Origin of the sequence: Okeania sp. SIO3B5, assembly GCF_010692555.1 — a bacterium.
In the GTDB taxonomy this organism is placed as follows: domain Bacteria; phylum Cyanobacteriota; class Cyanobacteriia; order Cyanobacteriales; family Microcoleaceae; genus Okeania.
Map to the genome: position 1 here is coordinate 1 of NZ_JAAHHG010000038.1, position 25,866 is coordinate 25,866.

The following is a 25,866-nucleotide window of genomic DNA, read 5'->3' on the forward strand; positions in this document are numbered from 1 at the left end:
TTATAAAAAAACTTTATCCCTTTGAACTCTTTCTTCCCTTCTGCCTTCCCCTCCTGGGAGGGGTTAGGGGTGGGTTGCCTTCTGCCTTCCTTCCTCCAAAGTGTAAGTATTCAACCGAACATGATATGAGATCCCCCCCCGCCCCCCTTGAAAAGGGGGGAGCTTTCAAAGTCCCCCTTTTTAAGGGGGATTTAGGGGGATCGTAAATGTAGTTCATCTTTATGAGAAATGCTATATCTACTATTAAGTTTTATAGCACTACAAGAATTGGGCACGGACATTTTTCAATCCTAAAACCCTTTTACAGTTCCCTGTTCCCTATTCCCTGTTCCCTGTTCCCTATTCCCTAGCGCGTAGCGCTATAAATTTTATTCTTTGAGCAATTCTCAAACATTTATAAAAAGTAGTAATCAAAAATACTTCAGCAAAAATCTTAAATATTTCCTCAATACTCCTGAGCCATTCCCTTTGCATTTCTTGAGTTTCAGTTAACAAGTTTGATATTTCTTGACCTTGGGTGAAAAAATCAAGTGCAATGGAACAACAAGCTAAAATCAAAGCAATTTTAAAATAACTAAAAGCCTCTCGATACTGATAAAACTCCTGACGAAAATAATAAATTACCAACAAACCAATAATCCCGTAAATCACAATAATTAAATCGTCAATACTATCAGTCAAAGCAGTTTCCTGAATTTGAAATATCCAATGAATAAATTTATCTAACCTCTCATGGATTTGAATTAGTTCATCCAAAGCGCAGAACACAAAACCAAAAGTCAAAAACTGCCAAAGTCTTTGATAATTCTTTCCAGGCTGAGATACCTCTTTTCTCCCAATTCTTAAACGATAAATTTTCCAGTTAATTCCAGCAATGATTAATAATTGAACACCCGATAACCAATTAATCAAAGAACCCTCATCAAAATATCGATATGGTCCTTTATCCAATAGTATTGCTCGGAAAATAACAGCAGCGATCGCCACAAAATCCACAAATAATGCGATCCATAATATCTTTTTAGTAGAAAATCCTGACATCAAAATTATTATTCAGCTTGTATTGTATGAGTAAGTGTTCTATAGAACCCATTTGAGATCTATATAATTATGGTAGTCAAGTCTTTTCGCGCATCAATTTTGAGGAAAAATCATCTGAAGGAGTGTTGATTTTTTTGTATTATCTCTCCCCACATCTTCCCTCTTACCTCTTCCCTCTTCCCTCTTCCCTTTTCCCTCTTAACTCCTGTATCCTGTCTCCTGTCTCCTGACTCCTAGCTAAAAAAACTTGATATTTATCAAGATACCAAATGGATTCTATATCACAAACAAGCCTTGAATAACCGTTTATAAGTTTAACTTATGTTAAGCTTTAGATATAAAAATTCATATTTTTTTCAATATTTGTTTACAAACGTTTACAAAGTTTAGTAACATGGAAAAAAACAAAGGTAAGTATTTGTTCTCACTGTTATGGCAACTCAATTTCCCTGGCTGACCACCATAATCCTATTGCCACTTCTGGCAGCCCTACTCATTCCCGTCATCCCTGATAAGAACGGAAAAACCATGAGATGGTATGCCCTTGGTGTAGGAATTACTGATTTTGCACTGATGTGCTACGCCTTCTGGAATAACTACAATGCCAGCGACTCAGCTTTTCAACTCGTAGAAAAATATGACTGGCTCCCTCAGATAGGTCTAAGTTGGGCAGTATCAGTAGACGGTTTATCTATGCCACTGGTACTACTAGCTGGCCTAGTGACAACACTCTCAATATTTTCGGCGTGGCAAGTAGACTACAAACCACGTCTTTTTTATTTTCTAATGCTGGTGCTGTACTCCGCTCAGATAGGAGTATTCGTAGCCCAAGACCTAATGCTACTGTTCATTATGTGGGAATTAGAGCTAGTTCCTGTCTATCTGCTAATTTCCATCTGGGGTGGCCAAAAACGTCGTTATGCTGCAACAAAATTCTTACTCTACACAGCAGCAGCTTCTATATTTATTCTGGTGGCAGCCTTGGGAATGGCCTTATACGGTGGCGGCAATATTACCTTCGATATGGTGGAACTAGGTTTGAGAGATTATCCACTAACCCTAGAGCTTCTACTTTACGCAGGATTATTAATCGCTTTTGGAGTGAAGCTTGCTATTTTCCCTCTACATACATGGCTACCTGATGCTCACGGCGAAGCTTCTTCACCTGTATCAATGGTTCTGGCAGGTGTATTGCTCAAAATGGGTGGATATGGATTAATTCGCCTCAACTTAGAAATGCTCTCTGATGCTCATGTTTACTTTGCTCCGGTACTAGCAATTCTCGGTGTCGTTAATATTGTTTATGGCGGGTTGAACTCTTTCGGCCAGTCTAATATGAAGCGCCGTTTGGCTTATTCATCTGTTGCTCACATGGGGTTTGTTTTGTTAGGTATTGCTTCCTTCACTGACTTGGGTGTGAGCGGTGCTTTACTACAGATGATTTCCCACGGTTTAATTGCTGCGGTATTATTCTTCCTCGCGGGTATAACTTACGATCGCCTCCACACTCTGAAGTTGGACGAAATGGGTGGTCTTGGTCAAGTTATGCCAAAAGTATTTGCTCTATTTACTATTAGTGCCATGGCATCTTTAGCACTTCCTGGAATGAGTGGGTTTGCTAGCGAGCTAATGGTATTTGTTGGAGTAACTAGCAGCGATGTTTATAGTTCGACTTTCCGGACTGTAACAGTTTTCCTCGCAGCAGTTGGTTTGATTTTGACACCTATTTATCTGCTTTCGATGTTGCGTCAGATGTTCTATAGCACTGGTAAAGCACCTGCTTGTATCCTCAAAGATACTCCTTATGAAAATGAAGTTTTAGATGAAGCAGTTTGTTACGGTACTAATTGTGTGTTACCTGCTAATGCTGTCTATACTGATGCAAGGCCACGAGAAGTAGCGATCGCTGCTTGTTTCTTGGTTTTGATTATTGGTATTGGTTTATATCCTAAAATGGCAACTCGGATGTACGATGCGAAAACAGTAGCAGTAAATAGTCAGGTTCGTCAATCATACACTTTTGCTAAAGCTAATCCTCAACTCTTTGCAAAAGGACCATTATTCCCCAAGATGCCTGAGTCTGAAGTATTGTCAATTTCCGGTGTCTTCAAATAATATAGCGATCGGTAATTAGCTTTTAGCTTGGCTTTAAAATATTAATTTTAGTTGCTTTACGGTAGGGATGTTGTATACAATATCCCTACTATTTTTTTGTCAAAATTTTTTGCAAAATGATTTATGACGCGAGCAAGATGCTCGCACTAATTGTCAAACACCTACCAGGACTTTGCTATAGCAGTCGAACCAAAGCTTAGGACAGATCAAAAGCTTAAAACTCAGACAATACAAGATTCTTCCTTCTTACTTCTTACCGAATAATTAATATTAGGGTTTGCGTATGGAAAGTCTTTTTGCTGGAGTAGGAGACAGGAGGAACGGAGAATTATAGAGGAGGTAGTCGGAAAAATTGTCAGAGTGATTTTTCTGCCATAAATGTAGAAAAGTTTTTGAGAAATGGTATTATACCATGTTCGGTTGAATACTTACACTTTGGAGGTCCGAAGGCAGAAGGCAACCCACCCCTAACCCCTCCCAGGAGGGGAAGGCAGAAGGGAAGAAAGGGTTAAAAGGGATAAAGTTTTTTTATAACTGATTATCCGAACATGATATTAGGGAGAGGTAATTATCCATTATCAATTAATGAATTCCTCCTTCTTCCTTCTGCTATAAAAGGCCGTTTGCTCCTACAATTCATGGATTCATAAATTGATGTATAGTACTATTTTTGAGAAATGGTAAAATTTTGGTAAAAGCATTGAAAAAAATAAAATGAGTAAAAAAAAATAAAAAAAATAAAGTAACTACAAGAAAATGCCCAAACTGCAAAAATAAATTTAAACTGCCTTCCCTATCTTTTCCTTTCATGTTGCCACCAACAGATAAAGATTATGAGTGGGTAGACAGTAGTCAAACACTTATTTGCCCCCATTGCAATGCGAATCTAATAGTATGGGCTCGCCAATATATTTATGAAGACAAACAAGAGATAGGTGAATTAAAATTGCATTAAAATTCTCCTCACTCAAAAATTTTTAGCAAGGGTTGAAATTTTCCCTATAGTGCATCTACTAATAGACATCTTCAGAAAAGAGAGAGTAGGAAGTAGGAATTCAAGAATTTAGAATTAAGAATTTAGAATTTAGAATTACCTCTCCTGGAAAAGAAAATGATTGACTTAAAGGAAATTTTTTATTTATTATCCCCTTAAAAAGGGAGGCTTTAAACCACAATATTTCGGTAAGCGGAAATAATTAATGATTTATGTACGAGAATTAATTTTATTTTTTATTATTGGAGATGTTTCAGCAATTAACAATTAACAATTAACAATTAATAATTACCTCTTCTTAAAAGTAGAGGATTGACTAAAAGGATTTTTTTTTATTTTATCCCCTTAAAAGTGGAGGCTTTAAACCTGAATTGTTGAATGAATAACTATTAACTATCAACTCTTAATTATTCATTATTAATTATTCATTATTCATTATTAATGATTCGGTAATAGTTCGCGATCGCCTGTTATAAATTTAAACAATTTATTTAGAAAGTTTGTAAAATCTATCACAGTAAAATATCAATTTTTCTTATAAAAACCTACAATTCAACCCACTAGATAAAATTTCATATTTTCTTACAATTCTAGTATTAACTGTAGCTATATAATATATAAGTATTTTTACTAAATTCTCACAACTTATAGTTAACTAAAGCATCAGCAATACCAGAGGAGAAACAATATGAAAAATCGAGATTGGTTTTTGACTGAAGATGGTCAATGTCAACCTTGTGAAACTGTAAATGAATGGAAATTATTAAGAGAAAATTATCGGCTGTATAGATTCTTAACAGAACTAGAAGATACTCTAAAAGATGCCATAGATGAAGCGAGTTCTCTACAGAAAATTCGACTTTTAGTTAGACAATTTATTACTAATTCATATTGGCTGCAAACTCAAGAACCAGAACTTTGCGAAAAAACAGGAACTTCCGTTATTTTATTATATGATGAGTTAGGATTTCCCTTAACAGTACAAACAGTAAAATTCATGCCAGGCACAATTTCAACAATTCATAATCATGGTACCTGGGGAATAGTAGCAGTATTAAAAGGCCAGGAAAAAAATACTTTTTGGAAACGTAATCCTGACCCAGAAAATAAATATAAAATTGAAAGAGTCGGAGAAAAAATATTACAACCAGGAGATTTAATTAGTTTCACTTCTAATGCTATTCATAATATAGAAGTAATCGGAGATGAGCCTACATTTACTTTTAATATTTATGGTGAAACAAAATCTTCTGAAAGGTTTGAATTTGACCCAGTTGCACAAACAGCTAAGAAGTTTTGAACAAGGAAATAAGGAAGAAGGGAGATGGGGAGATGGGGAGAGCTTTTAAGATTTGACACGGAGACGCGGTGACACGGGGACGCGGAGAGGGGAGATGGGGAAATGGGGAGATGGGGAGAGCTGGAGTGGAAAAAACTGTGAATAGGAAAGAAACCTAAATACATCCTCTTTCTTTTATTTCTTTTAATTGGAGCTGAGGTAATAACAGCTAACATAATTAGGTAATTTATCCCTGTTTCAATCAATAATATTAAGGTTGTAGGACTACCGGAAAATATATTTTGGTAATAATTTCTAGCAAATTATCAACTATTGCAGTATCTTTAACAATATAGAGATTAAAATTCCTGATAAGATAGCCTTCTTCCAATTTTGTCATTTCTTTCATAGTAATATAATCATATTTGTAAAACTTTAACTATAATAAATAGATTATAAATTTGAGCAGAAGTTAATATATTGAAAAGCAATAAACGTAAGCATTCAGCCGTCAGCACTTCAGCGTTCAGCTATTGCTTTTAGTGTAACCGCTCAATAATCCAGGGTAAATATGTAATTGACTTGCCTCAAATGACGTAAAATCCTTCCTAAACTGGTAGTCCGCCCCCATTTATTGAGCGGATACCTTTGAGTTTTAGATAAAAGCTTTAGTAATTGAGGCAGAATTTACACTTACTACCAAAGTCGGCTAAAACAGTCTATATTCATTTAAACCCTTTCATGAGAGCTGATAGCTGACAGCGAGCTAGCTGAATGCTTACCAATAAACAAAATACAGGACTTAACAAATGAGGTGCAAAAAATTAGAATTTGAGTGAGATTGCTTTCCATTCCGGAATGCTGTGCAAACCCTGTGGTTCGCAATGACGAAAAAAAAGTTTTAAGCCGATAAAATTCTACTTTTGACTTATTAAGTTATACAGCGTATTCCACTTTGGTGAGGTACAATCACGCGAGCAAGATGCTTCCTCGCGAGCAAGATGCTCGGACTGGGAAGATTTAATATTAGTATCTGTACTTAATATACTTGGAATTTGCTGTAACTTATAACTTATAACTTATAACTTTTGACTTTTGACTTTTGACTTTTGAATTATAACCTTTGACTTATAAACTTTTGACTTAGAAAATAATGTCTAATCCTCTCCTTTCGCTCAACTATGAATCTGCCATCCAGACTTTAGGTGGTGACTATTATGATGAAGTACCTGCTGCTGAATTTCCCCAACATATTTTGCGGTTTCGTAATGATAAATTGCTGCCTAAAATAGGGCTAACTCCTGAAGATGTTAAGGATGAGCATTTTATTGAAGCTTTTGGTAAATTTCATTGTGTCGGACCTTTTTTAGCTCTACGTTATCACGGTTATCAATTTGGTGAATATAATCCTTACTTGGGAGATGGTAGGGGTTTTCTTTATGGGCAAGTGCGTGGGGTAAATGGTGAATTATATGATTTTGGCACAAAGGGTTCTGGTAGAACACCTTATTCTCGCAGTGCGGATGGCAGACTAACTCTCAAAGGCGGAGTCAGGGAGGTATTAGCAGCCGAAATGTTACATCGTCATGGGGTTAACACTTCTCGATGTTTTAGTTTGATTGAAACTGGGGAAGGGTTATGGCGTGGAGATGAACCTTCTCCTACTCGTTCGTCGGTGATGGTACGTTTTAGTAGTTCTCATATCCGGTTTGGTACTTTTGAAAGGTTGCATTTTTTCAAACGTCCCGACTTAACTAAAAAGCTATTAGATCATGTAATTGATTATTATTATTCTGAATTAAAAGAACAGAGTAATTCCGAAACGGATAGCTTCGCTAACCGCTATTTTTTATTCTACTCAGAATTAGTAAAAAGAGTTGCAAAATTAGTGGCTCAATGGATGGCTGCGGGATTTTGTCATGGTGTATTAAATACTGATAATATGTCAATTACTGGGGAAAGTTTTGATTATGGTCCTTATGCTTTTATTCCCACTTATGACCCTAAGTTTACAGCAGCTTATTTTGATTATTCTGGTCTTTATCGTTACAGTCATCAACCGTTAGTTTGTAAGTCAAATTTACACTTACTTCAAGAAGCATTAGCTGCAGTTATTGACCGAGGAAATATGAGGGCAAGTTTAGATGAATTTGATGATTTTTATCTGCTTGAATATCGGAAATTAATGATTAATAGGTTAGGGTTTGAGCAGTTGCCTGAAACAGATGGGGAAAAGTTACTTCAGCTAACTATTAAAATGCTTGAAGATTCTCAGGTTGGTTATCACGATTTCTTTTTAGGATTGAGAAAACAATTTTCTCCACATTGGCGTGATGATGTTAATCAAATTTTGGCTGATTTTGAACAATCAGAATTAATTGAGCCATGGCGACAATATTATTATCATTTATTACAAACTTATTCTAATGATGAGTTAAAAGCAATGGTGGAAAGGTTGAAACAATATAATCCTCAACAAAGTTTAATTCGACCTATTATTGAATCAGTATGGGAACCCATTACAGTAGAGGATAATTGGCAGCCATTTTATGATTTATTGAAGCAAATATGTGATTAAAGAAGGCAGAAGGCAACCCACCCCTCGCCCCTCCCCCTCCCAGGAGGGGAAGGCAGAAGGAAAGAAAAGGTTAGAAGGGAGAAAGTTTTTTTTATAACTTATTATCCGGACATGATATAAGTCCTAATAATATCAATTTGTCTTCTTAGCAGATTCACTAAATTTGTAGGAGTTAACGGCGTTAACCCCTACCATAAGTGTTAGTTATGCGTCAGTCCTGTGTTACTTTTTGTTTGACAAATTTTTGCTGACTTTAATCGCACACTCTAAATCTGGTGGCGGTGGTGGTGGGATACAAATCTCTCCACCCGCTACTTTAGATGGGTTTATTTGCAACATAAATGGAATAATGGCAGCAATTATCGCAACTCCTGCACCACTAAAAATCCACTCTTTATTTCTATTTAGCCATTTTAGGGCGATCAGTAGTGATTGAACTTCTTTTCTCATAATTAATTCTCCAAATCTTGCTAGCTATCTATGAGTATTCCCTCAGTGGAAAAATAGGTTTTGTTGCAACTGAAAGGGTAATAGCTATATTTATAAGTTTAACTTAACCACAAAGTGATTCAAAATAAGAAAAAATAATTTAAAAACCTGCAACAATCGCATCTAAAACCTTGAAAGAAATACAGGAATCTTAATGATGCCTAATTAAAAATCATGTCAAACCATAAGGAGTACGTCTAGTTAATCTAATGATTGATGACTCAAAAATGCCTTGAACTTAAGATGCCTAATATAATGGCGGTAAAATATTTATTGACTAAGACGAGTTATGGATAACTATTTGGCCAAAATTCGTGCTGTTTGCAATGGTAGCAGTGAAGATCGAGAGCTATATGAGTTGATCGAAAACTTTTGTCGGCAACCGGAGGATAGACGTGGGAGAGCTTTTATTCCTCTGTTGAAAAAAATCCAAGGATTAAAAGGGTTGACGCGATCGAAGCATCTAGATTTTGGGATGATCTTACAAGACACTTGGGTAAAGGTTTATCAGCAAATTGCTTCTGACTTTGAGCCACAGGAGCAATCGGAATCTTTACAAAGTAGTTTGGTGACATGGGTTAATCAAAAGCTGCGTCTAAAATATAGAGAAAAGGAGTTATGGAAAAAACCAAAACTACAGACACGATCTCTTGATGTTCTTTTGAATGGCGATCGCGAGCACAAAAATACTCTGGGGGATTTACTATCATCGTTAGAAGCAGATCCGATGGAGCAAGCTATTCAGGAAGAAGAACATCAAAAATTAGAACAAAAACTCAAAAAGTTGTGCGCGTTTCCAGATCATCCCCCTAATTATCCTGAATGCACTATTGGAAAAATTGCTCAACGTTTGTCTAAAAAAAATACATGGAAACAAATTAAAGCAGAATTTGACATCCCACCTGAATATCAACTTCGCAATTGGTTTCATCGCCAATATAAAAAAATTCGCAAATCTTTAGAGGAGGAATAATTATGACACATGAAACTTTTGGCATTAAAGTACCTATTACTAGAGATGCTCATAATCATAAAGTACCTATTACTAGAGATGCTCATAATCATGCTGAAGAGTTTGCTGCTGAACAAATAAGTCCAAACAAAAGAGCAAAAGTTTATTTAAACACTTTGTCTGTGTGTGCGGTGCGTAATTTTCTGAATATTGTACAGATAGAAACTGATGTGGAGTTAACGGGCACGTGGAATCCTATCGAACGTGCTTTTTCTGATGTGGCAGATTTATTTATTCCTAATTTAGAAGTTTATCTGGAGTGTCGTCCTGTGTTACCGGAGCAAGAAGTGGTTGTTTTGCCGGAGGAGGTGAAAGAAGACAGAATAGGTTATGTTTTTGTCAAGTTTGATAATGACTTACAAGAAGCAGAATTATTAGGCTTTTTCTCCAGCGTTGAACTAGATGAAAATAGGGATGAAATTAATTTAGAAGAGTTAAAACCTTTGGAAGATTTATTAACAGTTTTGTATGATGAACAAATTAACCAAATTAATTCTTATCGGGAACGCCTGGAAAAACTTTTAGATGATGATTGGGTTGAGCCTAAAAAGATATTAGTTTCTAGTGGGCGAAGAGGAAGAGGAAATGCTAATCAGCTATCTAAACAAGAGCAATCTTCTGCTCCTTTTATGCCATTAAAAAGAGGGAAGATAATTGAATTAGATAATCAAAGATTTGCTCTAATCATTGAGATTAAACAAGGCAGAGAAAATGAAGAAATGAAGCTCTATTTTCAACTACTTCCTTGTGGAGAAACTACAAAAAGCTTACCCTCTGGTTTAGAATTAACGTTACTAAAACCCTCTGGTAAAGTTATCAACTCAACTACAGCTAAAACAGGAGGTAATCAGCTTATTATTCCTCTTAATATTAACAAATCTCTAACTACATGGCTGGAAAAACTTGAAGGTAATAGAGAAAAAGGAAAATTATATCAGGTTCAAATCACTCTAAAGGGTAAAAGTAAAACTGAAACTTTTCCGAGTATTCAACCAGTTGCTTAAACTATAGATTGTCAAATTCATTAGTTAATATTTACAAAAATACCTGATTTTTAGGCGTTGCACAGTGACAAATGATTTTAGATTTTTGATGAACAGGATTTTGGGTTTGAGAATTGCTAGAATGATTAATTAATGGTTTTTTTTAGTCAAAGTCTAAAGCAATTTTTTGCAGTATCATTCCATAATGTGCAACCCCGATTTTTAGAGTGGATTCCAGTTTAGTAAGGTATACCCATAGCGGGCAAGATGCCCGCACTGGGAACATTTAATTGTTAATGTCTGTACTTCTTATGCCAGGAATTTGCTGTATATATAAATACATGATATTATCCTTACTTAAAAACCAAATAATAATTATGAATAATTAGTCATTTATGGCGCAAAAAATTGACATAGATCTAGTTGAACAGATAAATAAAACCACTGGTGAACTGGAATCGTTGAGCGTAGGAGTATCGATTTATAATGAGAATAATCCATCAAAGATACGATCTCTTGTTGATTCAGTTCCTGAAAGTCTTGAATCATTACTTACGAAATGGAAAAATACATTTTTTCTAAATATATACCCTTTATCCCAAAGGGATAGTAAAACGGCAATTAAAGAAGATTTATCACAAGTATTTGATGAAGATGATGATGATGATGGAATGAGCTATGATGTTGATTACTATAAAGAAAATACTCCTCTCAATTGTTCGGAATCTTATCAAAATTTGATTACTGAATTAAACAATTGGCTTCAGTCAGAAAACTGGTCAGAAATTAGTTATTTTTTAATTAAAAACCTTGATAGATCGGGAGAAGTTTTTGTTACTATCCAAACTAATAACGATTTATTAAAACAACTTCCTTGGCTAGAATGGAAGATTTTTAGAGAGTATTCTGAAGCAGAAATTGCTATTAGTCCGTCAGAATATGAACGACCGGAAGGGTGGGAAAATAAACAAAATACCCAAGTTCGCATCTTAGTTATCTTAGGAGCTAACGATAATATTAATCTCGATCAAGACTCAAAATTACTCAATGAAGTGAGGAAACATGGTGCAAAGCTTGAATTTTTAGAGCAACCTACTCTAGAAAAATTAAGAGCTAGGTTAAAAGAAAAAAAAGGCTGGAATATTATCTTTTATTCAGGTCATAGTGAAACTAATGAAAATGGTCAAGGGGTCTTATATCTAAATAATAATGATGAAAGAGGTATCACCATAGATGATATAGAAAATGAGTTAAAGTTTGCTATTGATAAGGGATTATATTTGGCTATTTTTAACTCTTGTGACGGGTTAGGTATTGCCAATAAACTTGCTGAATTACGCTTACCCCAAAGTATCGTAATGAAGGAATCAATACCTGACGAAATGGCGATACATTTTCTGGAAAATTTTCTGGAATTTTTCTGTCATGATCTACCTTTTTCTGTTGCCGTAAGAAAAACAAGAAAAGAGTTAGAAAAAAAATACAATAACCCCGATCAATATCCGGGAGGACATTCTCTTCCTTTAATTGTAGTAAATCCTGCTATTCCTTTGCCGACATGGAAAAGTTTTTTATCTGAGTATCAATTACCTCTTAAATTACGAATTCCCATTATTATTGGTGTAATTTTAGGTGTACTTGGTTTACCTCTTAGTATTATTTATGAATTTGGCTTTGAAACATTTTTGCAGTATGCCAAATTATACCCACATCTGATTATATATCCTATCTGTTTTCTTTGGGCAGCTATCTGGAGTGTTTACAAATGCTTCGGTCAAATAATTAATAAAAAAATCAATCAATTTAAGTGGGGAATACCCATAGCATTATTTATCTCCATCATATTTCTTCATGTAGAAGTTACATCACCTAATATACTACTTTTTGAATTAAGTCCGTCTGCTGAATCAGAAATTATTGGAGTCCCAGCTATTCAAAATAAACTCAATAGCATTAAAGAAATACCTTCAGAAATTGTTGACATCAACCATATTATCAATGGAGACAATATCATAATTAGTCAACCCATCCTTGAAGAAGCTCTATTTAATTATCTGAAGTTGAAAGACACCAACAAAATTACTCAATCACAAGCCATTGGTTTTCATAACTTAATGTATCTTGGATTAGGTTACAAAATGACTTGGAAAGGAAGAAAAAATTGGCTTTCTATCAGTCACTGGTTTTACGCTTACACTTTCTGGCTAATAGTTTTTACCATTTTAATACTCTTTATTCTTTGGGTACAAGTTCAAGATCCAAGAAAATTTTTTAATCAAGTTAAATACTTTGAAAATCTAGTTTTTTCTCAAGCTATGATTTTCTTTTGGATACCTTTTAGACTTTATTATATCAACGAACCTAAAAATCTAATTTTTAACTATAACAACCTTCAAGGGTTGCAACCATTAGATCCATGTGCTCCTATTGCTCTCTCTATGTTATTTTTATCAACTGTTTACAGAATTATACGACAACAGAATAAAAATTGGATACTTATCATTATCACGCTAGTTCTCATTGTATCCAATTTTATATTAGGAGCGCAAACAGAGTTACTTAGTCGAATTTTTGGCTTAAATACTGTCGATCCGAGAACGTGGATTATTTTTGTCATATTTACTGGGTTGTCTATTTATATATTTTCTAACTATAAATCATCAAAATAAATCCACAAAGTTGTTTTTTCAAAGATGATTTATTAGAATTTTTTTTTAAAATTTAACTATATTTAAGGTTTGGTTTGAATTAATAAAAATATGAAAAATTATGAATAAAAAAAATATTTATTTCCTAGATTTACAACAAGCTTTAACGATAACTGCATTTATAATAACTGTTATTTGTTTACCCTTAAGTATTGGCTTAGAATTTCGTGATAATAGTCGATGGTTACTTTATTTTAAACTTTACCCTCACTTGATTCTGTTTTCTGTATTAGCCTTTGGAATTGTGCTGATTAGTTTCAATCAAGCTATCAATTTAATAATAGAAAAAAAGAAGTTTATTCAATATCTATTGCTAAGTATATTAACTTCTATTTTCTTGACATATATAGAAGGTACTTCTGATAATATGCTCCTATTGGAGTTAAATAATCAAGCAGAATCTACTATTAATGATCCTCCCCAAGGAACAATTGTACAAATCAAAAAAACTCCTGAGATTATCGTTGATATTAATGAAGTAATTAGAGGAAATAAATTAACTATTCAGAAATCAACGATTGAAGAAGCTATCATTAAATTTAGACAACAAAAAGATACTCTTAATCAAGACCAGAAGCAAGGTTACTACACATTAATGAAAAAAAGCTTATCTTATTCTACATGGGAAAACCACAAGAATTTCTTCTCCATTAGTAGAGTATTTTATCTATTATCTTTCTTGATTATGACAACTGTTAGTATCATATCTTGTATTCTTCTTGTTATTTACTCCAAATGGGAAGTCCGAAATTTTGACAAGTATATCAATCTTTTAACCCTTGAATTTGTGATTTTTATGACTTGGATACCTCTCCGTTATTATTATAATTTAAACACTCTCAACCTAATTTTTGGTTCTAGTAACGCAATTGGTCATTTTGATGCTTTTGCCTTCTTAATATATCCTATTTATCTCACCTTTCTATGTTGGAAAACTTATGAAAACAACCAAGATTTAAAAAGAATAGGCTTAATCATAGCAACCTTCATAATTTTAACAATAATTGGTCTATTTTTCTCTCAGAGTATCAACGATCTTTTTGGCTTAAATAGTAACTTGACTATTTGGATAGTTTTTTGGGTTCCTAGTCTAGTTTATTATTTTTCTCAGTGGTTAAAAACTACAAGTAATTTGGAGTAAAACTATAGTCTAAAAGAACAAGAGATGTGTGGCGCGGGAGCAAGATGCTCCCACTGTTCTGGTAACAAAAAAAATGACAATTTGACTTCCTCTCCCCGAATAATTAAGGTTTAAAGTCTCTCCTTTGAAATAGCATTCAGCGGTCAGCTATCAGCTATAAGCTCTTAGAAAGTAATTATTCATTAGACTCCTGATGGAAATTAAAAATAAAATCAATTCTTATCCATAAATTTTCAATTATTCCCCTCCTGGGAGGGGCGAGGGGTGGGTTCCCTATTCCCTGTTCCCTTAATCAGAACTCAAAGCAAAATCCAAAACTTGAATAATAAAATCTACATCTGCTTTTGTAATACAAAGAGGTGGTTTAATCCGTAAAATATTACGATATAAACCACCTTTTCCAATAATTAATCCTAAATCTTTTGATACTTCGTGAATTTGGGATGTAAGTTCAGAATTTGGTTCTTTTGTTTCCCGATTTTTAACTAAGTCAATACCAACCATTAATCCACAACCACGAACATCCCCAATACACTCATATTTTTCTTGTAAATTATTAAGACCTTTGAGTAAATAATCTCCAACAATAGAACAATTTTGCTGTAAATTTTCCCTTTCAATTGTCTCTAAAACTGCTTTACCTGCTGCACAAGAAACAGGATTTCCAGCAAATGTATTAAAGTGCATTTTTTGAGTAAATGCTTGAGCAATTTCAGGTGTTGTTACAACCGCAGCAAGAGGTAATCCATTTCCAATACCTTTAGCTAAAGTGACAATATCAGGTTTAACATCCTGAAGTTCAAAACCCCAAAAACCTTTACCAGTTCGACAAAAACCAGTTTGAATTTCATCAATAATTAATAATCCTTTTGCCTGATGAACATAATCAGATACTTTCTTTAAATAACCATCTGGATAAACTATTACTCCCCCCATTCCTTGAATAGATTCAGCAAAAAAAGCAGCAATTTTTCCACAGGTTGCATATTGAATAATATTCTGAATTTCATCAGCATATTTATCAGCAACATTATTTTCATTATTATTCCAAGGACCTCTATAAACATCAGCATTTAAAGCATGATGAATCCCAAAATTATGAGGAGGATAATATTTCCAACTGCTTTGAGATGTTAATCCCATAGTATTACCACCCATACCATGATATCCATTGCGCAGGGTAATTATCTCAAAATTTTCAGTATAAACCCTCGCCATTAGCATTGCTAAATCATTAGCTTCTGAACCAGAATTAACAAAATAAACCATTGATAAATCATCTGGCATTTTATCTACTAACATTTTGCTATATTCAGCAATTGTTGGATGTAGATAAAGTGTGGTTAAATGTTGCAATTTTGCTGATTGTTCTTGTACAGCTTTAACAACATGAGGATGACAATGACCAACATTAATTGTTGCTATTCCTGCAAAGGCATCTAAATAACGTTTCCCTGTCTCATCAAAAACGTATTGCATCGAACCTTCAACAATCATAATTGGTTGTTTATAGTAGGTAGCAACAACTGGATTTATGTATTGTTTTCTTAATTCAATTACTTTTTGCTTTGAAATACCAATATATGGAGTAGGTTGATAATTATAGGGTGGAATTGATAGTCTATCTTCAGAAAGCATTTGATTATTAATCATCTAAACATTGGCTTTGATTTTATTTTTTTGTATACATATAGTATTCACCATCAGGAGATGTATTAAGAAATTCAAATCCTGCTTCAGCAAACATTTCTTGACTAGAATCATAATCCATCAGAAAAAGTTTGAGATTTTGCCGATCGACTATTTCACCATTTTTCTCAAAGGATATATTAATATCTAAATATTCTTGTCCATTTTCTGTTTTCCGTTCGGCTTTTGGATAATAAATAACTCCACCTGGATTAGAACACGGAACCACAAAAAATGCTCCCAGAATATTATTATCTAAATCCAGAGCGATAATATGCTTTAAACCTTCTTGCTCGGGTTCAGTAATATTCTTCCAAGTATGATTGACTGGACGATTCCTTGAATATTTGTCGCCATATTGAGAATCTCCATTAAACTGGGAATCTCTAAATACTGATTCTAAAATTTTTTTAATCTCATCCCAACGGTTGAGGACAAATTCACTATCGACAACTTCTATTTTGTAATCTCTTTTTGATTTGTTTAACTGCGCTTTATTATCATTTGTCTCTAACATAATTAGTTTTTCCTTTTAGTAATTAATGGTGCAAAAAACTTGGTAACTACTTTCTTGGAAAAGAATACTTCAAAACTGAAATTTATCACCGAAATAATATTGACACACTAAGCTAAGTATTTTGTTAGATATTCTGAAAATATTGTGCTGAAATTTTTGGCGTTGCTGAATGGTAATGATTTTTAGATTAAGTATCAACGCAAAACATAAGTTTTTCAATCTTACCTTCAGCTACTTACCATTACATTTCAGCAACGCCAAATTTTTAAGTAGTTTTTAAGTAGGTATAATATTTTCCTGCCTTAATATCTTTTTCGATAAACCCAGCTTTTTCTAACATCATCTTACAAGTTTGATAACTGAGTAATTTAAGTTTTACTGTTTCTTGCGCTAATAACTTTTCATTTTGATAAAAAAGATAATTGAGAAGAGCATAATATTCATTTTCAATTAATTCAGTAGTGGCAATTTTTTTATGAACAATACCATTATCCAATTCTACTAAACTATTTCCATAAGCATTGGAACAACTAATTATTAGTAAACCTCCTGGTTGAAGATGTTTAGCAACACAATTAAAGCTTTTCTGTATATCTTCAGAACTAAAAATATGACTACCGAGCATTATTTCGGATTCAGTATTAAGAAACGTCCAAGCACCACCACGAGAGTAAGCAACATCGAATTTTTTACCAACATCTAATTCAGAAACACTTTGACAATATAAATCAACTTTTCCTCCTAATCTTTGTCGAGCTTCTTCTAATAAAGGTTCACTGGTATCAATTCCAGTTATTTTATATTTAGGTTCAATTTCCAGTAAATTTTCTACTATTAAACCAGTGCCTATTCCGATATCCAATAAATCTCTAGCTTTCCCTATAACTTGAGCAAGTTCAGTAGCAATTTCATCATAGTTTCTATATTGTGAAACACACTGATCGTAAAATTTAGCAAGTCCTTGATATTGATCGTTCATTTCCTGCAAAAGTATCTAAATAATATTTACCTGTTTCATCAAAAACATATTGCATCAAACCTTCAACAATCACAATGGGTTGCTGATAGTAAGCATTCAGCCGTCAGCTATCAGCCATCAGCTATTGTTTTTAGTTTTAGATAAAAGCTTTACTAAATTGAATTATAATTTATACTACGCCTAAAAGCTGGCTTTAAAGTCTATATTAATAAAACTCTCTGCTTTTACAGCTAATAGCTGAATGCTTACGGTAGAAACAACTGGATTTATTATATATCTATTGTTTTCTTAATTCAATTACTTGTTGCTTTACAGGAATCACTGTACCAATAACTCATAGATCTGCTCCAAAAATGTTTGGCATAACCTTCGCTAATCCCTGTACTGCTTTCTCTATACAGCAGAGAAGGAGAATTGTCAACTACATAAAAAGTATGACCTCGATCATCTTGATAGATAGGATTTCCTATTTTTGTTGCACGAGTACCTTGAATTGCTCTGCCAGTATCTGCTGCTGCATCAATAATCCAACCTGTAGATTTCATGGTATCAAGCATTTCAAAAGTAACAATGGGTGCATCTCCTTGAGCAATTTCCACTGTATTGATAAAAATATCATAATCTTTAAATTCTTGTTGCATTAGATCGACATTACTCCGGCGACGCAATATAGGTTCAATTCCTTTAGGAGCCAAATATTTCAAGACGCCATAAGCCACATTTCCTGAGCCAAATACTGCTACTCGATCGTTCTGGGTAATTCCACCTCGCAACATAATGGCTTGCATCATTGAGGCATAACCTGCGAATATGTGATTTTCTTTTAAAAAATCTCTTGGAGTATTCAGAGTTTCTGTTTTTCCTTGAGTAATACGGATAGAGATGTCATTCCCAATATCAAATAGTCGCAGATTTTTCGGTTCAGCACAGTATTCTCGAAAATGCCCTCCTGATGCACCAAAGGGATGAATCCAACCTACAAGAGTTTGATTCTCTCTAAAATATTGATAATCTTGGGGTTGGGGAACTTTAATGCAGTAAATTACATCAGCCCAAGCAAATAGACTTTCGCGAGAATAACCAGCACCTTCTCCATAAGCTGCATCAGGAATATCTAAACTTTCCCCATAACCTTTTTCAAATCTGCGTTCATCCTCTGGACTACAGTAATATAAATGTTGCGGTAATAAACCGACTCTTTTTTCGTTCGGGAAACTGGGTTTAATATAGCCAATTTTCATGGTATTTTTTAGTGATTATGAAAATATTGTGCTTAAATTTTGAAGTAGGTGTAATATTTTCCTGGGTTGATATCTCTTTCTATAAACCCTGCCTTTTCTAACATCATTGTACAGGTTTTATGACTCAGTAATTTAAGTTTTAGTGTTTGTTGAGTTAATAACTTTTCATTTTGATAAAAAAGATAATCAAGAATAGCATAACGTTCATCATCAATTAATTCAGTAGTGGCAATTCTTTTATGAACAATACCATTATCCAATTCTACTAAGTTATCTCCATAAGCATTAGAACAACTAATTATTAGTAGACCTCCTGGTTGAAGATGTTTAGCAACACAATCAAAGCTTTTCTGTATTTCCGCAGAACTAAAAATGTGACTAGCGAGCATTGTTTCCGATTCATAATTAACAAAAGTCCAAGCACCACCACGAGAATAAGCAACATCAAATTTTTTACCAATATCTAATTCAGAAACACTTTGACAATATAAATCAACTTTTTGTCCTAATCTTTTTTGAGCTTCTTCTAATAAAGGTTCACTGGTATCAATTCCAGTTATTTTGTAAGCAGGTTCAATTTGCAGTAAATTTTCTACTATTAAACCAGTACCTATTCCTATATCCAATAAATCTCTACCTTCCCCTATGATTTGAGCAAGTTCGGTAGCAATTTCACAATAGTTTCTATTTTGTTGGACAAACTTATCATAAAATTTAGCAAGTTCTTGGTATTGATCGTTCATTTGTTTAATTTATCCTATGAAAAAATTATATTTTTTGCTAATTTACAGCATTTTTTAAGATAGTCATTACCTTTTGTACTAAGTTCCCTAAAGTTCCAAAACTTTATACTTCATCAACTCGAAAACTACTGTAAATTAATTTAGCTCCTTAGTCCATCTATTAGACTTTTCCAGAGTTGGAGTATGAATATAACCATGTTTTTTAGATAAAAACTTTGCCCCTGTTTCTGTCCCCATTTCTGTAATTATTCTAGCAAAACCAGCATTTTTAGTTACTTGATGAACTTGATCAACAATCGAATTCAGAACCTCATGGCGGAATCTTGGGTGTAATTCAATAGTAAACATCCAACCTAGATCGCAATCTTCTTTCCCTTCTGGTTTATAAGCAGGAATAACAAAAAAAGCTCCCAGAATATTGTTATCTAAATCTAGTGCAATAATATGCTTTATACTTTCTTGATAAGGTTCCCTAAGATTTTTTAAAGTATGTTCTGCTGGACGAGTTCTGACAAAGTTATCATTAAACTCTGAATCTGCAAATACTCTGTATAATATTGCGTCAATCTCATCCCAACGATTGAGAACAAATTCACTATCGACGACTTCTATTTTATAATCTCTTTTTGATTTATTTAACTCAACTTTTTTGTTTTCTTTCAGCATATAATTTGCCTTCTTATTAATTTTATTCCCGTCAGTAATTCCTAGAAATCCTTATAATGCAATATTGTTAGTATACCAAATTATCAGGACTTACGCAGCAGCACTAATTATAGTGGTTATATCTTGAATAATGACAAACTTATAACCTGCATATGGTGGTACTGCGTAATTCCTGTTATACCAAGTAACATTAATTAACCGTAATATCTTCAGACTATATTCCGCAGGTTTTAATGCTCAATTTGAATATTTTTTAACCTAAATTCCGCAGCTTGATGGTGCTGCTAGAGGATTTTTTTTATCAAGGCAATAATGCTGAGTACTTCTTTAATTAGTATTACTAAATCGTTTGGAAAAACTGTCGATCGCCTTTTCTAAATCCTCTTCTGTGAGAGACTTTAATATACTAAAAGTAAATGGTTGTTGATTAATATATTGTAGATAAGACCCACTTAAATATGGTAAAGATTGAGATTGATTGGTCAGATAAGCTTGAAAAAATGCTAAATTTAGTGCCTGCATAAAAGGATAAGCTAAATTAGGATCGGGACCAACTAATTTTATTGGTAGTTCTAGAGAAACTTCCTCTTCTTCTTCTACAGCAATAAACGAAAAATGAGTTGCTGGTTCACTAATAACTAAATATTTTTCTGTAGTAGTTAAGCTGATGAATGGATAAACTTGCTCTGGAATAGGTGGAGCAAAAATATCTCTAGTACTAGCAACAATCATCAAGGGTATTGCAATTTTACTAATTTTTTCAGGTCCAAATACACCACTACTAATTGGATTTATTACAATAGCTGCTGTGATACGTTCATCTCGTAAATTGTTAGTTATTTCTGCTGGTAAATTACTGGTTTGACACTGTAATAATAGAGATAAATTAAAGATAAATTTAGTATCTTCAGATTGGCAATCTTTTCGTAAATCTTCTAAGTCTAGGGGAGCACCTGCAAGACTTAAAGCAGTATAACCGCCAAAAGATTGACCGACTATTCCCACTTGTTTAAAATTTAACTGACCTCGCCAAATTGGATCGGAGTTTATTTTTGCCTCTAATTCATCAAGTAAATATTTAATATCTAGTGGGCGATTAATAAATTCCATTCCATCTACAGGTGTGCTAAAACCTGCAAAGAAATTTTCAAGTTTTTCTGCACTTGAACCAATATGTTCTGGTACTATTACTGCAAAACCATGAGATACTAAATGTTCGGCAAGATAGGCAAAACTATTCACGTCTGAACCTAAACCATGGGAAATAACTATCACAGGAATTAATTTATTTCCAGAACTTTTGGGCAGATAAATATTTGCTGGAGAAGAGCTGTCGCGATTAGGATTTCTAAAAGTAATAGATTGTTTTTCCCATCTTATATTTCCTGGTTGCCTTAAATCTGGAAAATTATTAAAATCAACTTTCTTCTCACTAAGCGCTCTTTCTTGAGCTTGATTTTGTAGCTCTACTACAATCAAGCGTTCTTCTACAAATCTCCTGATTAATTCTTCAGTTAAATTGATGCCTTCTTCAAGTTCTATTAATAAATCTCCAGGAAAATTTTTCAACACATTAATAATAGTCAAACCATCTGGTTCTTCAATAGCTAACTGGAAAGCTGTTTGGAGAGCTTGACTACCATTTTTATTTTCTCCAGTTTTCAGGATTTTACCTAATCTTTTCAGAATTTCTTGTCCTGCTGGTTCTTCCATAAATCTGTTGACAATAGTAGGATTAACATCAAAACGCTCTTGAAAAAGTTCTCTTAGTTCTTGTTTCTGTTTTTTTATAACTGTCTGTATTTCTTTTGTTTCATCTGTTGTGAGAACCTCAGAATAAAAGCTAAATTCTTCACTAAATTCTCCTTCTTTAGCAAACCTTTCCATGGATTCAATTGGTATTTTTAGTTGAAAAGGTGGCAGAGAAACTACGATTGGATCTGTAATATCGAGAGCAGGAATAGAAATTATAAGATTTTCAGCAGCAGAGGCAGAAATGGTGGTAAAAATAGGTGATAATATAGTTAATCCTGCGACTAATATAAAGTTATTTTTAGAAATTTTTGATAAAACTAATTTTTGTTTAATATTGCTAATTTTTGTCTGCTGTACTTCAGCTATATTAGCACCTAGAAAATTGAAAATATACTTAGAAATAGATTTTGTTGTTGATAAATGAAATACCATCAATAACTCCTATTGAATTCAAGTCTTTATATTGTGCCATAAAATTTGAAATAGTAGTCAGCACCTCAGCGGTCAGCTATCAGCTTCTCAAGGTGTATAATACCATTTCTCATGCATTATTGCTACATCTCCTTGAGAGTAGGGAGTAGGGAGTAGGGAGTAGGGAGTAGGGTAAAAAGAGATAAGATATCTTGGTTTAATACCGATAATCGTCACAAACATTATTCAACCATTATTATTACTTAATAACTGAAGTCCTATGGGAAGTATAGCATTATTTTTAGGAATTGGTATAATGGGGGATTAAAACCCTTGGATTTTTAGCTGATCGCTAAATGCTGTTTGCGGAGCATGACCTAAGAAAAGGCTAATAGCTAGTTAATTTTCATCTATCATGCAGTAATTAGAAGGTAAGCATTTCCTGCGGAATGCTTACATTAGAAGAGAGAAATTGAGAGATATATCCACAAGTATTATTTTTTTTAATTAGTATAATATAATAGGAATAAAAACTATAATTATTCTACAAGAAAAAGAAAAACCTATTAGTAAGCATTCAGCTGTCAGCTATCAGCTATTGCTTTTTTTTTAGTCCTAGATAAAAGCTTTACTAATTGAGTCAGAATTAAATTTTCAGGACTAAGGTTAATCTGCGTAAGTCCTGATATTTACAAAAATGCTTTTTTCCTACTCCCTATTCCCTACTCCCTATTCCCTATTCCCTACTCCCTATTCCCTACTCCCTATTCCCTATTCCCTACTCCCTACTCCCTACTCCCTACTCCCTAAAAGCGATAAATTTTTGGCTTTCTTCAAAACTGAGATGCACCCGTATAATTAATTTTGAAAAGCTGTATCATAGTCTACTAAATGAAAAAAGTCCATCTGCTAAGGTAGAAGATTGGTAAATAGTAGTTGAATCAAAATTCTATGCGTTTAGAGCAGTTGCAAGCATTTCTTTATGTTGCAGAAACGGGTAGCTTTCAACAAGCAGCACGAATATGTAACGTCACTCAATCAACAGTTAGCCGACAAGTGCAAGCTCTAGAAACTGAAGTAGGTACTACCCTATTCCACCGTAGCACCCAAGCCAAACTCACTCTAGCAGGAGAATGCTTATGGCCTTACGCTAAGAAAATTTGTCAAGCTTGGGAAAATGCTACCCAAGAAATAGCAGAAATGCTTGCCGGAAAACAGCCAGAACTTTGTGTTGCAGCTATTCACTCTGTTTGTGCTGCTTACCTTCCCTCAGTTTTGCAAAGATTTTGTCGCCATTATCCAGAAGTAAAATTGCGGGTAACTGCTCTAGGAAGCGATCGCACCTTGAAAGTTCTCAAAGACGGTTTAGTAGATATAGCAATAGTAATGAATAACCGCTTATTCACTAGCAGTCCAGAAATGGTAGTCAATATTCTCTATACTGAACCGATAGAAGTATTAATGGCAGCTAACCATCCCCTCACAAAATACGAACAAATACCCTGGATTGAACTTATTCGCTATCCTCAAGTAGTCTTCAAAGATGGCTACGGAATGCAAAGATTAGTTAAAGAGCAATTTGAGCGACTAGGGGCAAAACTCAATGCAGCATTAGAACTAAATACCCTCGATGCCTTCCGAGGAGTAGTACGACAAGGAAAATTAATTGCTCTGTTACCTCGTTCCGCTTTAATAGATGTTAAACTCGACCCCACCCTTGCGATCAAAACAATAGGAGTAACTCCGAGTACTTCTAAGGTATCATCAATAAAAGATTCCGTTTGGAGTCGTGAGGTGGTGGTAGTAACAACTAGCGATCGGATACAAATTCCTCCGATAGAATATTTCTGGAAGCTAGTAAAAGAATTAATTCCACAGCAAATTAATCAAACTACGAAATTGAAGAAGGAGTTAGTATTCAGGAGTCAACAGTCAGGAGAATGCTAGAGTTATGGTTTGAGTTTTAACTTTAGCATTAGACATCTCCTCCAAAAGAGGGAGTAGGGAGTAGGGAGTAGGGAAAAAGAATTGATAATTTCTGTGCGATAATTGATTTTATTTTTTATTATTGGAGATGTCTATTAGACATCTCCTCCAAAACAGGGAACAGGAAACATCGGATCTGAAAGGAAAAATAATTGATAATTTATCGATAATAATTGATTTTATTTTGAATTTTCATGCCTATGTCTATTGACATTGCCGAGAAATTGTGGTCTAAAACCTCACCTTTTAAGGGGAAAAAAGAAAAAATTTTTCTTTTGAATCAATCCTATCCGTTTTCAAGGAGAGGTAATTGTTAATTATTAATTATTAATTATTAATTGTTGAACGGTGACTGTGGAGTATTAAACTCACTAAACGAGAATCAAAAAATAAATAGCTAATTAACCGGAGAGAAAAAATAAATGAGCGATCGCTTTCGAGAATTACTCAGAACCATTGGTAGTGGCCCCCATACAGGGGGAAATTTAACCCGCCAAGAGGCAGCAGTAGCAATGCAGATGATGTTGTTGAAAGAAGCAAAACCAGTTCAGATCGGCGCTTTTTTAATTGCTCACCGCATTAAACGCCCGACTGGAGATGAGTTGGCAGGAATGTTAGATAGTTATTACGAATTGGGGCCAAAATTGCAAAGCCAACCATCGATGGGTGCAGTGACAGTATTAGGTTGTCCTTATGATGGGCGATCGCGCACTACACCTGTCACCCCACTCACAGCTTTAATTTTAGCAACAGCAGGAGTATTTGTTGTGATGCACGGTGGAGCGCGGATGCCGACAAAAGAAGGAGTACCTTTTATTGATATTTGGCAAGGGTTAGGGGTTGAATGGGGGAAACTATCCTTGGCACAGGTGCAACAAGTATTTGAACAGACTGGTTTAGGGTTTGTTTATCTACCGACACATTTTCCCCAAGCAGATGCTTTAGTAGAATATCGTCGAGATATTGGTAAACGGCCGCCTCTAGCAACGATGGAATTAATTTGGGTTCCCTTTGCAGGAGAAGTTCATCTGGCCGCCGGATATGTTCATCCTCCTACAGAAGGTATGTTTCGAGGAGCATTGGAATTACAGGGTGTGAAAAATTATACAACAGTTAAGGGGTTAGAAGGAAGTTGTGACTTACCTCGCGATCGGACAGCTATTATTGGGGTATCGATGCCATCTAACAACTCTGCCACATTTGAACGTCTCTTTTTGCATCCGAGTGACTATGATTGTGGGGGAAAAGAGGTATCATTAGGTTCAACTACGGAGTTAGTAGAGCAAATGCAAGAAGTTTTGCAGTGTAAGGTGAGTCAGTTAATGTCAGCAGCTATTTGGAATGGAGGTTTTTATTTGTGGCGTTGTGGAGTTTGCTCTAGTATTCACGAAGGCTTATCTAAGGCGGAAAGTTTATTAAGTAGTGGTGAAGTGGGGGAGAAGTTGAGAGAAATTCAAGCGAAAGTTCAGTTTATTAATGGATAATGGATAATGGATAATGGGTAATTACCTATCCCTTTTAGGGAGAGGATTGATCCTT

General features: G+C 34.3%; 19 protein-coding genes. 9 read left to right on the forward strand and 10 right to left on the reverse strand.

Annotation, left to right across the window (positions count from 1 at the left end; genetic code table 11):
• Positions 1-339: 339 nt before the first annotated feature.
• Positions 340-1,041: a hypothetical protein gene (locus F6K54_RS08120; RefSeq protein ID WP_293076325.1), complete on the reverse strand. Its 702-nt coding sequence runs from the start codon at positions 1,039-1,041 to the stop codon at positions 340-342.
• A gap of 432 nt (positions 1,042-1,473) precedes the next feature.
• Between F6K54_RS08120 and F6K54_RS08125 the strand changes: the two genes are divergently transcribed.
• On the forward strand, positions 1,474-3,156 hold the full coding sequence (locus tag F6K54_RS08125) for an NAD(P)H-quinone oxidoreductase subunit 4 (protein ID WP_293076327.1): 1,683 nt from the start codon (positions 1,474-1,476) through the stop codon (positions 3,154-3,156).
• A 1,682-nt stretch (positions 3,157-4,838) separates the two neighbouring features.
• Positions 4,839-5,450, forward strand: coding sequence for a cupin (locus tag F6K54_RS08130; protein WP_293076329.1), 612 nt, complete (start codon positions 4,839-4,841; stop codon positions 5,448-5,450).
• Between the two features lie 250 nt (positions 5,451-5,700).
• Here the strand turns inward: F6K54_RS08130 and F6K54_RS08135 are convergent, their stop codons facing one another.
• Positions 5,701-5,838 (reverse strand): hypothetical protein, encoded by a 138-nt coding sequence (locus F6K54_RS08135; RefSeq protein WP_293076331.1) that lies wholly within the window; start codon positions 5,836-5,838, stop codon positions 5,701-5,703.
• Between the two features lie 744 nt (positions 5,839-6,582).
• On the opposite strand from F6K54_RS08135, the gene F6K54_RS08140 reads away from it, so the two are divergent.
• Positions 6,583-8,007: a YdiU family protein gene (locus F6K54_RS08140; RefSeq protein WP_293076333.1), complete on the forward strand. Its 1,425-nt coding sequence runs from the start codon at positions 6,583-6,585 to the stop codon at positions 8,005-8,007.
• Positions 8,008-8,229: 222 nt separating this feature from the next.
• Here the strand turns inward: F6K54_RS08140 and F6K54_RS08145 are convergent, their stop codons facing one another.
• The gene (locus tag F6K54_RS08145; protein ID WP_293076335.1) at positions 8,230-8,457 is read right to left on the reverse strand and encodes a hypothetical protein; all 228 of its coding nucleotides are present in this window, start codon (positions 8,455-8,457) and stop codon (positions 8,230-8,232) included.
• A 328-nt stretch (positions 8,458-8,785) separates the two neighbouring features.
• Between F6K54_RS08145 and F6K54_RS08150 the strand changes: the two genes are divergently transcribed.
• From F6K54_RS08150 to F6K54_RS08165, 4 genes are all read left to right on the forward strand, one after another.
• Entirely contained in the window at positions 8,786-9,469 is a 684-nt protein-coding gene (locus F6K54_RS08150; RefSeq protein WP_293076337.1) for a hypothetical protein, read from the forward strand.
• 2 nt (positions 9,470-9,471) lie between these two features.
• Entirely contained in the window at positions 9,472-10,512 is a 1,041-nt protein-coding gene (locus F6K54_RS08155) for a DUF1822 family protein (RefSeq protein ID WP_293076338.1), read from the forward strand.
• Between the two features lie 374 nt (positions 10,513-10,886).
• Positions 10,887-13,160: a CHAT domain-containing protein gene (locus tag F6K54_RS08160; RefSeq protein ID WP_293076340.1), complete on the forward strand. Its 2,274-nt coding sequence runs from the start codon at positions 10,887-10,889 to the stop codon at positions 13,158-13,160.
• A 100-nt stretch (positions 13,161-13,260) separates the two neighbouring features.
• Positions 13,261-14,340, forward strand: coding sequence for a hypothetical protein (locus tag F6K54_RS08165; RefSeq protein ID WP_293076342.1), 1,080 nt, complete (start codon positions 13,261-13,263; stop codon positions 14,338-14,340).
• A 288-nt stretch (positions 14,341-14,628) separates the two neighbouring features.
• Here the strand turns inward: F6K54_RS08165 and F6K54_RS08170 are convergent, their stop codons facing one another.
• The 7 genes from F6K54_RS08170 to F6K54_RS08200 all read right to left on the reverse strand — a co-directional run bounded on the left by F6K54_RS08170 (position 14,629) and on the right by F6K54_RS08200 (position 22,362).
• Positions 14,629-15,993, reverse strand: coding sequence for an aspartate aminotransferase family protein (locus F6K54_RS08170; RefSeq protein WP_293076344.1), 1,365 nt, complete (start codon positions 15,991-15,993; stop codon positions 14,629-14,631).
• Between the two features lie 19 nt (positions 15,994-16,012).
• Positions 16,013-16,546: a hypothetical protein gene (locus F6K54_RS08175; RefSeq protein ID WP_293076346.1), complete on the reverse strand. Its 534-nt coding sequence runs from the start codon at positions 16,544-16,546 to the stop codon at positions 16,013-16,015.
• 265 nt (positions 16,547-16,811) lie between these two features.
• On the reverse strand, positions 16,812-17,525 hold the full coding sequence (locus F6K54_RS08180; protein WP_293076348.1) for a class I SAM-dependent methyltransferase: 714 nt from the start codon (positions 17,523-17,525) through the stop codon (positions 16,812-16,814).
• A gap of 293 nt (positions 17,526-17,818) precedes the next feature.
• Positions 17,819-18,766, reverse strand: coding sequence for a hypothetical protein (locus F6K54_RS08185; RefSeq protein ID WP_293076350.1), 948 nt, complete (start codon positions 18,764-18,766; stop codon positions 17,819-17,821).
• 32 nt (positions 18,767-18,798) lie between these two features.
• Positions 18,799-19,509 carry a class I SAM-dependent methyltransferase gene (locus F6K54_RS08190; protein ID WP_293076352.1) on the reverse strand — a complete coding sequence of 237 codons (711 nt, stop codon included), beginning with the start codon at positions 19,507-19,509 and terminating at the stop codon, positions 18,799-18,801.
• A gap of 135 nt (positions 19,510-19,644) precedes the next feature.
• Positions 19,645-20,175 (reverse strand): hypothetical protein, encoded by a 531-nt coding sequence (locus tag F6K54_RS08195; protein ID WP_293076354.1) that lies wholly within the window; start codon positions 20,173-20,175, stop codon positions 19,645-19,647.
• Positions 20,176-20,502: 327 nt separating this feature from the next.
• Positions 20,503-22,362, reverse strand: coding sequence for an alpha/beta hydrolase (locus tag F6K54_RS08200; protein ID WP_293076356.1), 1,860 nt, complete (start codon positions 22,360-22,362; stop codon positions 20,503-20,505).
• A 930-nt stretch (positions 22,363-23,292) separates the two neighbouring features.
• Here F6K54_RS08200 and F6K54_RS08205 point away from each other — a divergent pair.
• Positions 23,293-24,288 (forward strand): LysR family transcriptional regulator, encoded by a 996-nt coding sequence (locus F6K54_RS08205; RefSeq protein ID WP_293076381.1) that lies wholly within the window; start codon positions 23,293-23,295, stop codon positions 24,286-24,288.
• A gap of 461 nt (positions 24,289-24,749) precedes the next feature.
• A complete protein-coding gene (locus F6K54_RS08210; protein WP_293076358.1) occupies positions 24,750-25,811 on the forward strand; it encodes an anthranilate phosphoribosyltransferase family protein in 1,062 nt (353 codons plus the stop codon).
• The last annotated feature ends 55 nt before the right edge of the window (positions 25,812-25,866 follow it).

Bases quoted from the DNA above. Each gene is read 5' to 3' on its own strand.
- F6K54_RS08205 (WP_293076381.1), top strand. From the start codon at position 23,293: ATGCGTTTAGAGCAGTTGCAAGCATTTCTTTATGTTGCAGAAACGGGT.
- F6K54_RS08175 (WP_293076346.1), bottom strand. From the start codon at position 16,546: ATGTTAGAGACAAATGATAATAAAGCGCAGTTAAACAAATCAAAAAGA.
- F6K54_RS08180 (WP_293076348.1), bottom strand. From the start codon at position 17,525: ATGAACGATCAATATCAAGGACTTGCTAAATTTTACGATCAGTGTGTT.
- F6K54_RS08170 (WP_293076344.1), bottom strand. From the start codon at position 15,993: ATGATTAATAATCAAATGCTTTCTGAAGATAGACTATCAATTCCACCC.
- F6K54_RS08200 (WP_293076356.1), bottom strand. From the start codon at position 22,362: ATGGTATTTCATTTATCAACAACAAAATCTATTTCTAAGTATATTTTC.
- F6K54_RS08165 (WP_293076342.1), top strand. From the start codon at position 13,261: ATGAATAAAAAAAATATTTATTTCCTAGATTTACAACAAGCTTTAACG.
- F6K54_RS08125 (WP_293076327.1), top strand. From the start codon at position 1,474: ATGGCAACTCAATTTCCCTGGCTGACCACCATAATCCTATTGCCACTT.
- F6K54_RS08130 (WP_293076329.1), top strand. From the start codon at position 4,839: ATGAAAAATCGAGATTGGTTTTTGACTGAAGATGGTCAATGTCAACCT.
- F6K54_RS08210 (WP_293076358.1), top strand. From the start codon at position 24,750: ATGAGCGATCGCTTTCGAGAATTACTCAGAACCATTGGTAGTGGCCCC.
- F6K54_RS08185 (WP_293076350.1), bottom strand. From the start codon at position 18,766: ATGAAAATTGGCTATATTAAACCCAGTTTCCCGAACGAAAAAAGAGTC.
- F6K54_RS08150 (WP_293076337.1), top strand. From the start codon at position 8,786: ATGGATAACTATTTGGCCAAAATTCGTGCTGTTTGCAATGGTAGCAGT.
- F6K54_RS08140 (WP_293076333.1), top strand. From the start codon at position 6,583: ATGTCTAATCCTCTCCTTTCGCTCAACTATGAATCTGCCATCCAGACT.
- F6K54_RS08155 (WP_293076338.1), top strand. From the start codon at position 9,472: ATGACACATGAAACTTTTGGCATTAAAGTACCTATTACTAGAGATGCT.
- F6K54_RS08120 (WP_293076325.1), bottom strand. From the start codon at position 1,041: ATGTCAGGATTTTCTACTAAAAAGATATTATGGATCGCATTATTTGTG.
- F6K54_RS08145 (WP_293076335.1), bottom strand. From the start codon at position 8,457: ATGAGAAAAGAAGTTCAATCACTACTGATCGCCCTAAAATGGCTAAAT.
- F6K54_RS08160 (WP_293076340.1), top strand. From the start codon at position 10,887: ATGGCGCAAAAAATTGACATAGATCTAGTTGAACAGATAAATAAAACC.
- F6K54_RS08135 (WP_293076331.1), bottom strand. From the start codon at position 5,838: ATGAAAGAAATGACAAAATTGGAAGAAGGCTATCTTATCAGGAATTTT.
- F6K54_RS08190 (WP_293076352.1), bottom strand. From the start codon at position 19,509: ATGAACGATCAATACCAAGAACTTGCTAAATTTTATGATAAGTTTGTC.
- F6K54_RS08195 (WP_293076354.1), bottom strand. From the start codon at position 20,175: ATGCTGAAAGAAAACAAAAAAGTTGAGTTAAATAAATCAAAAAGAGAT.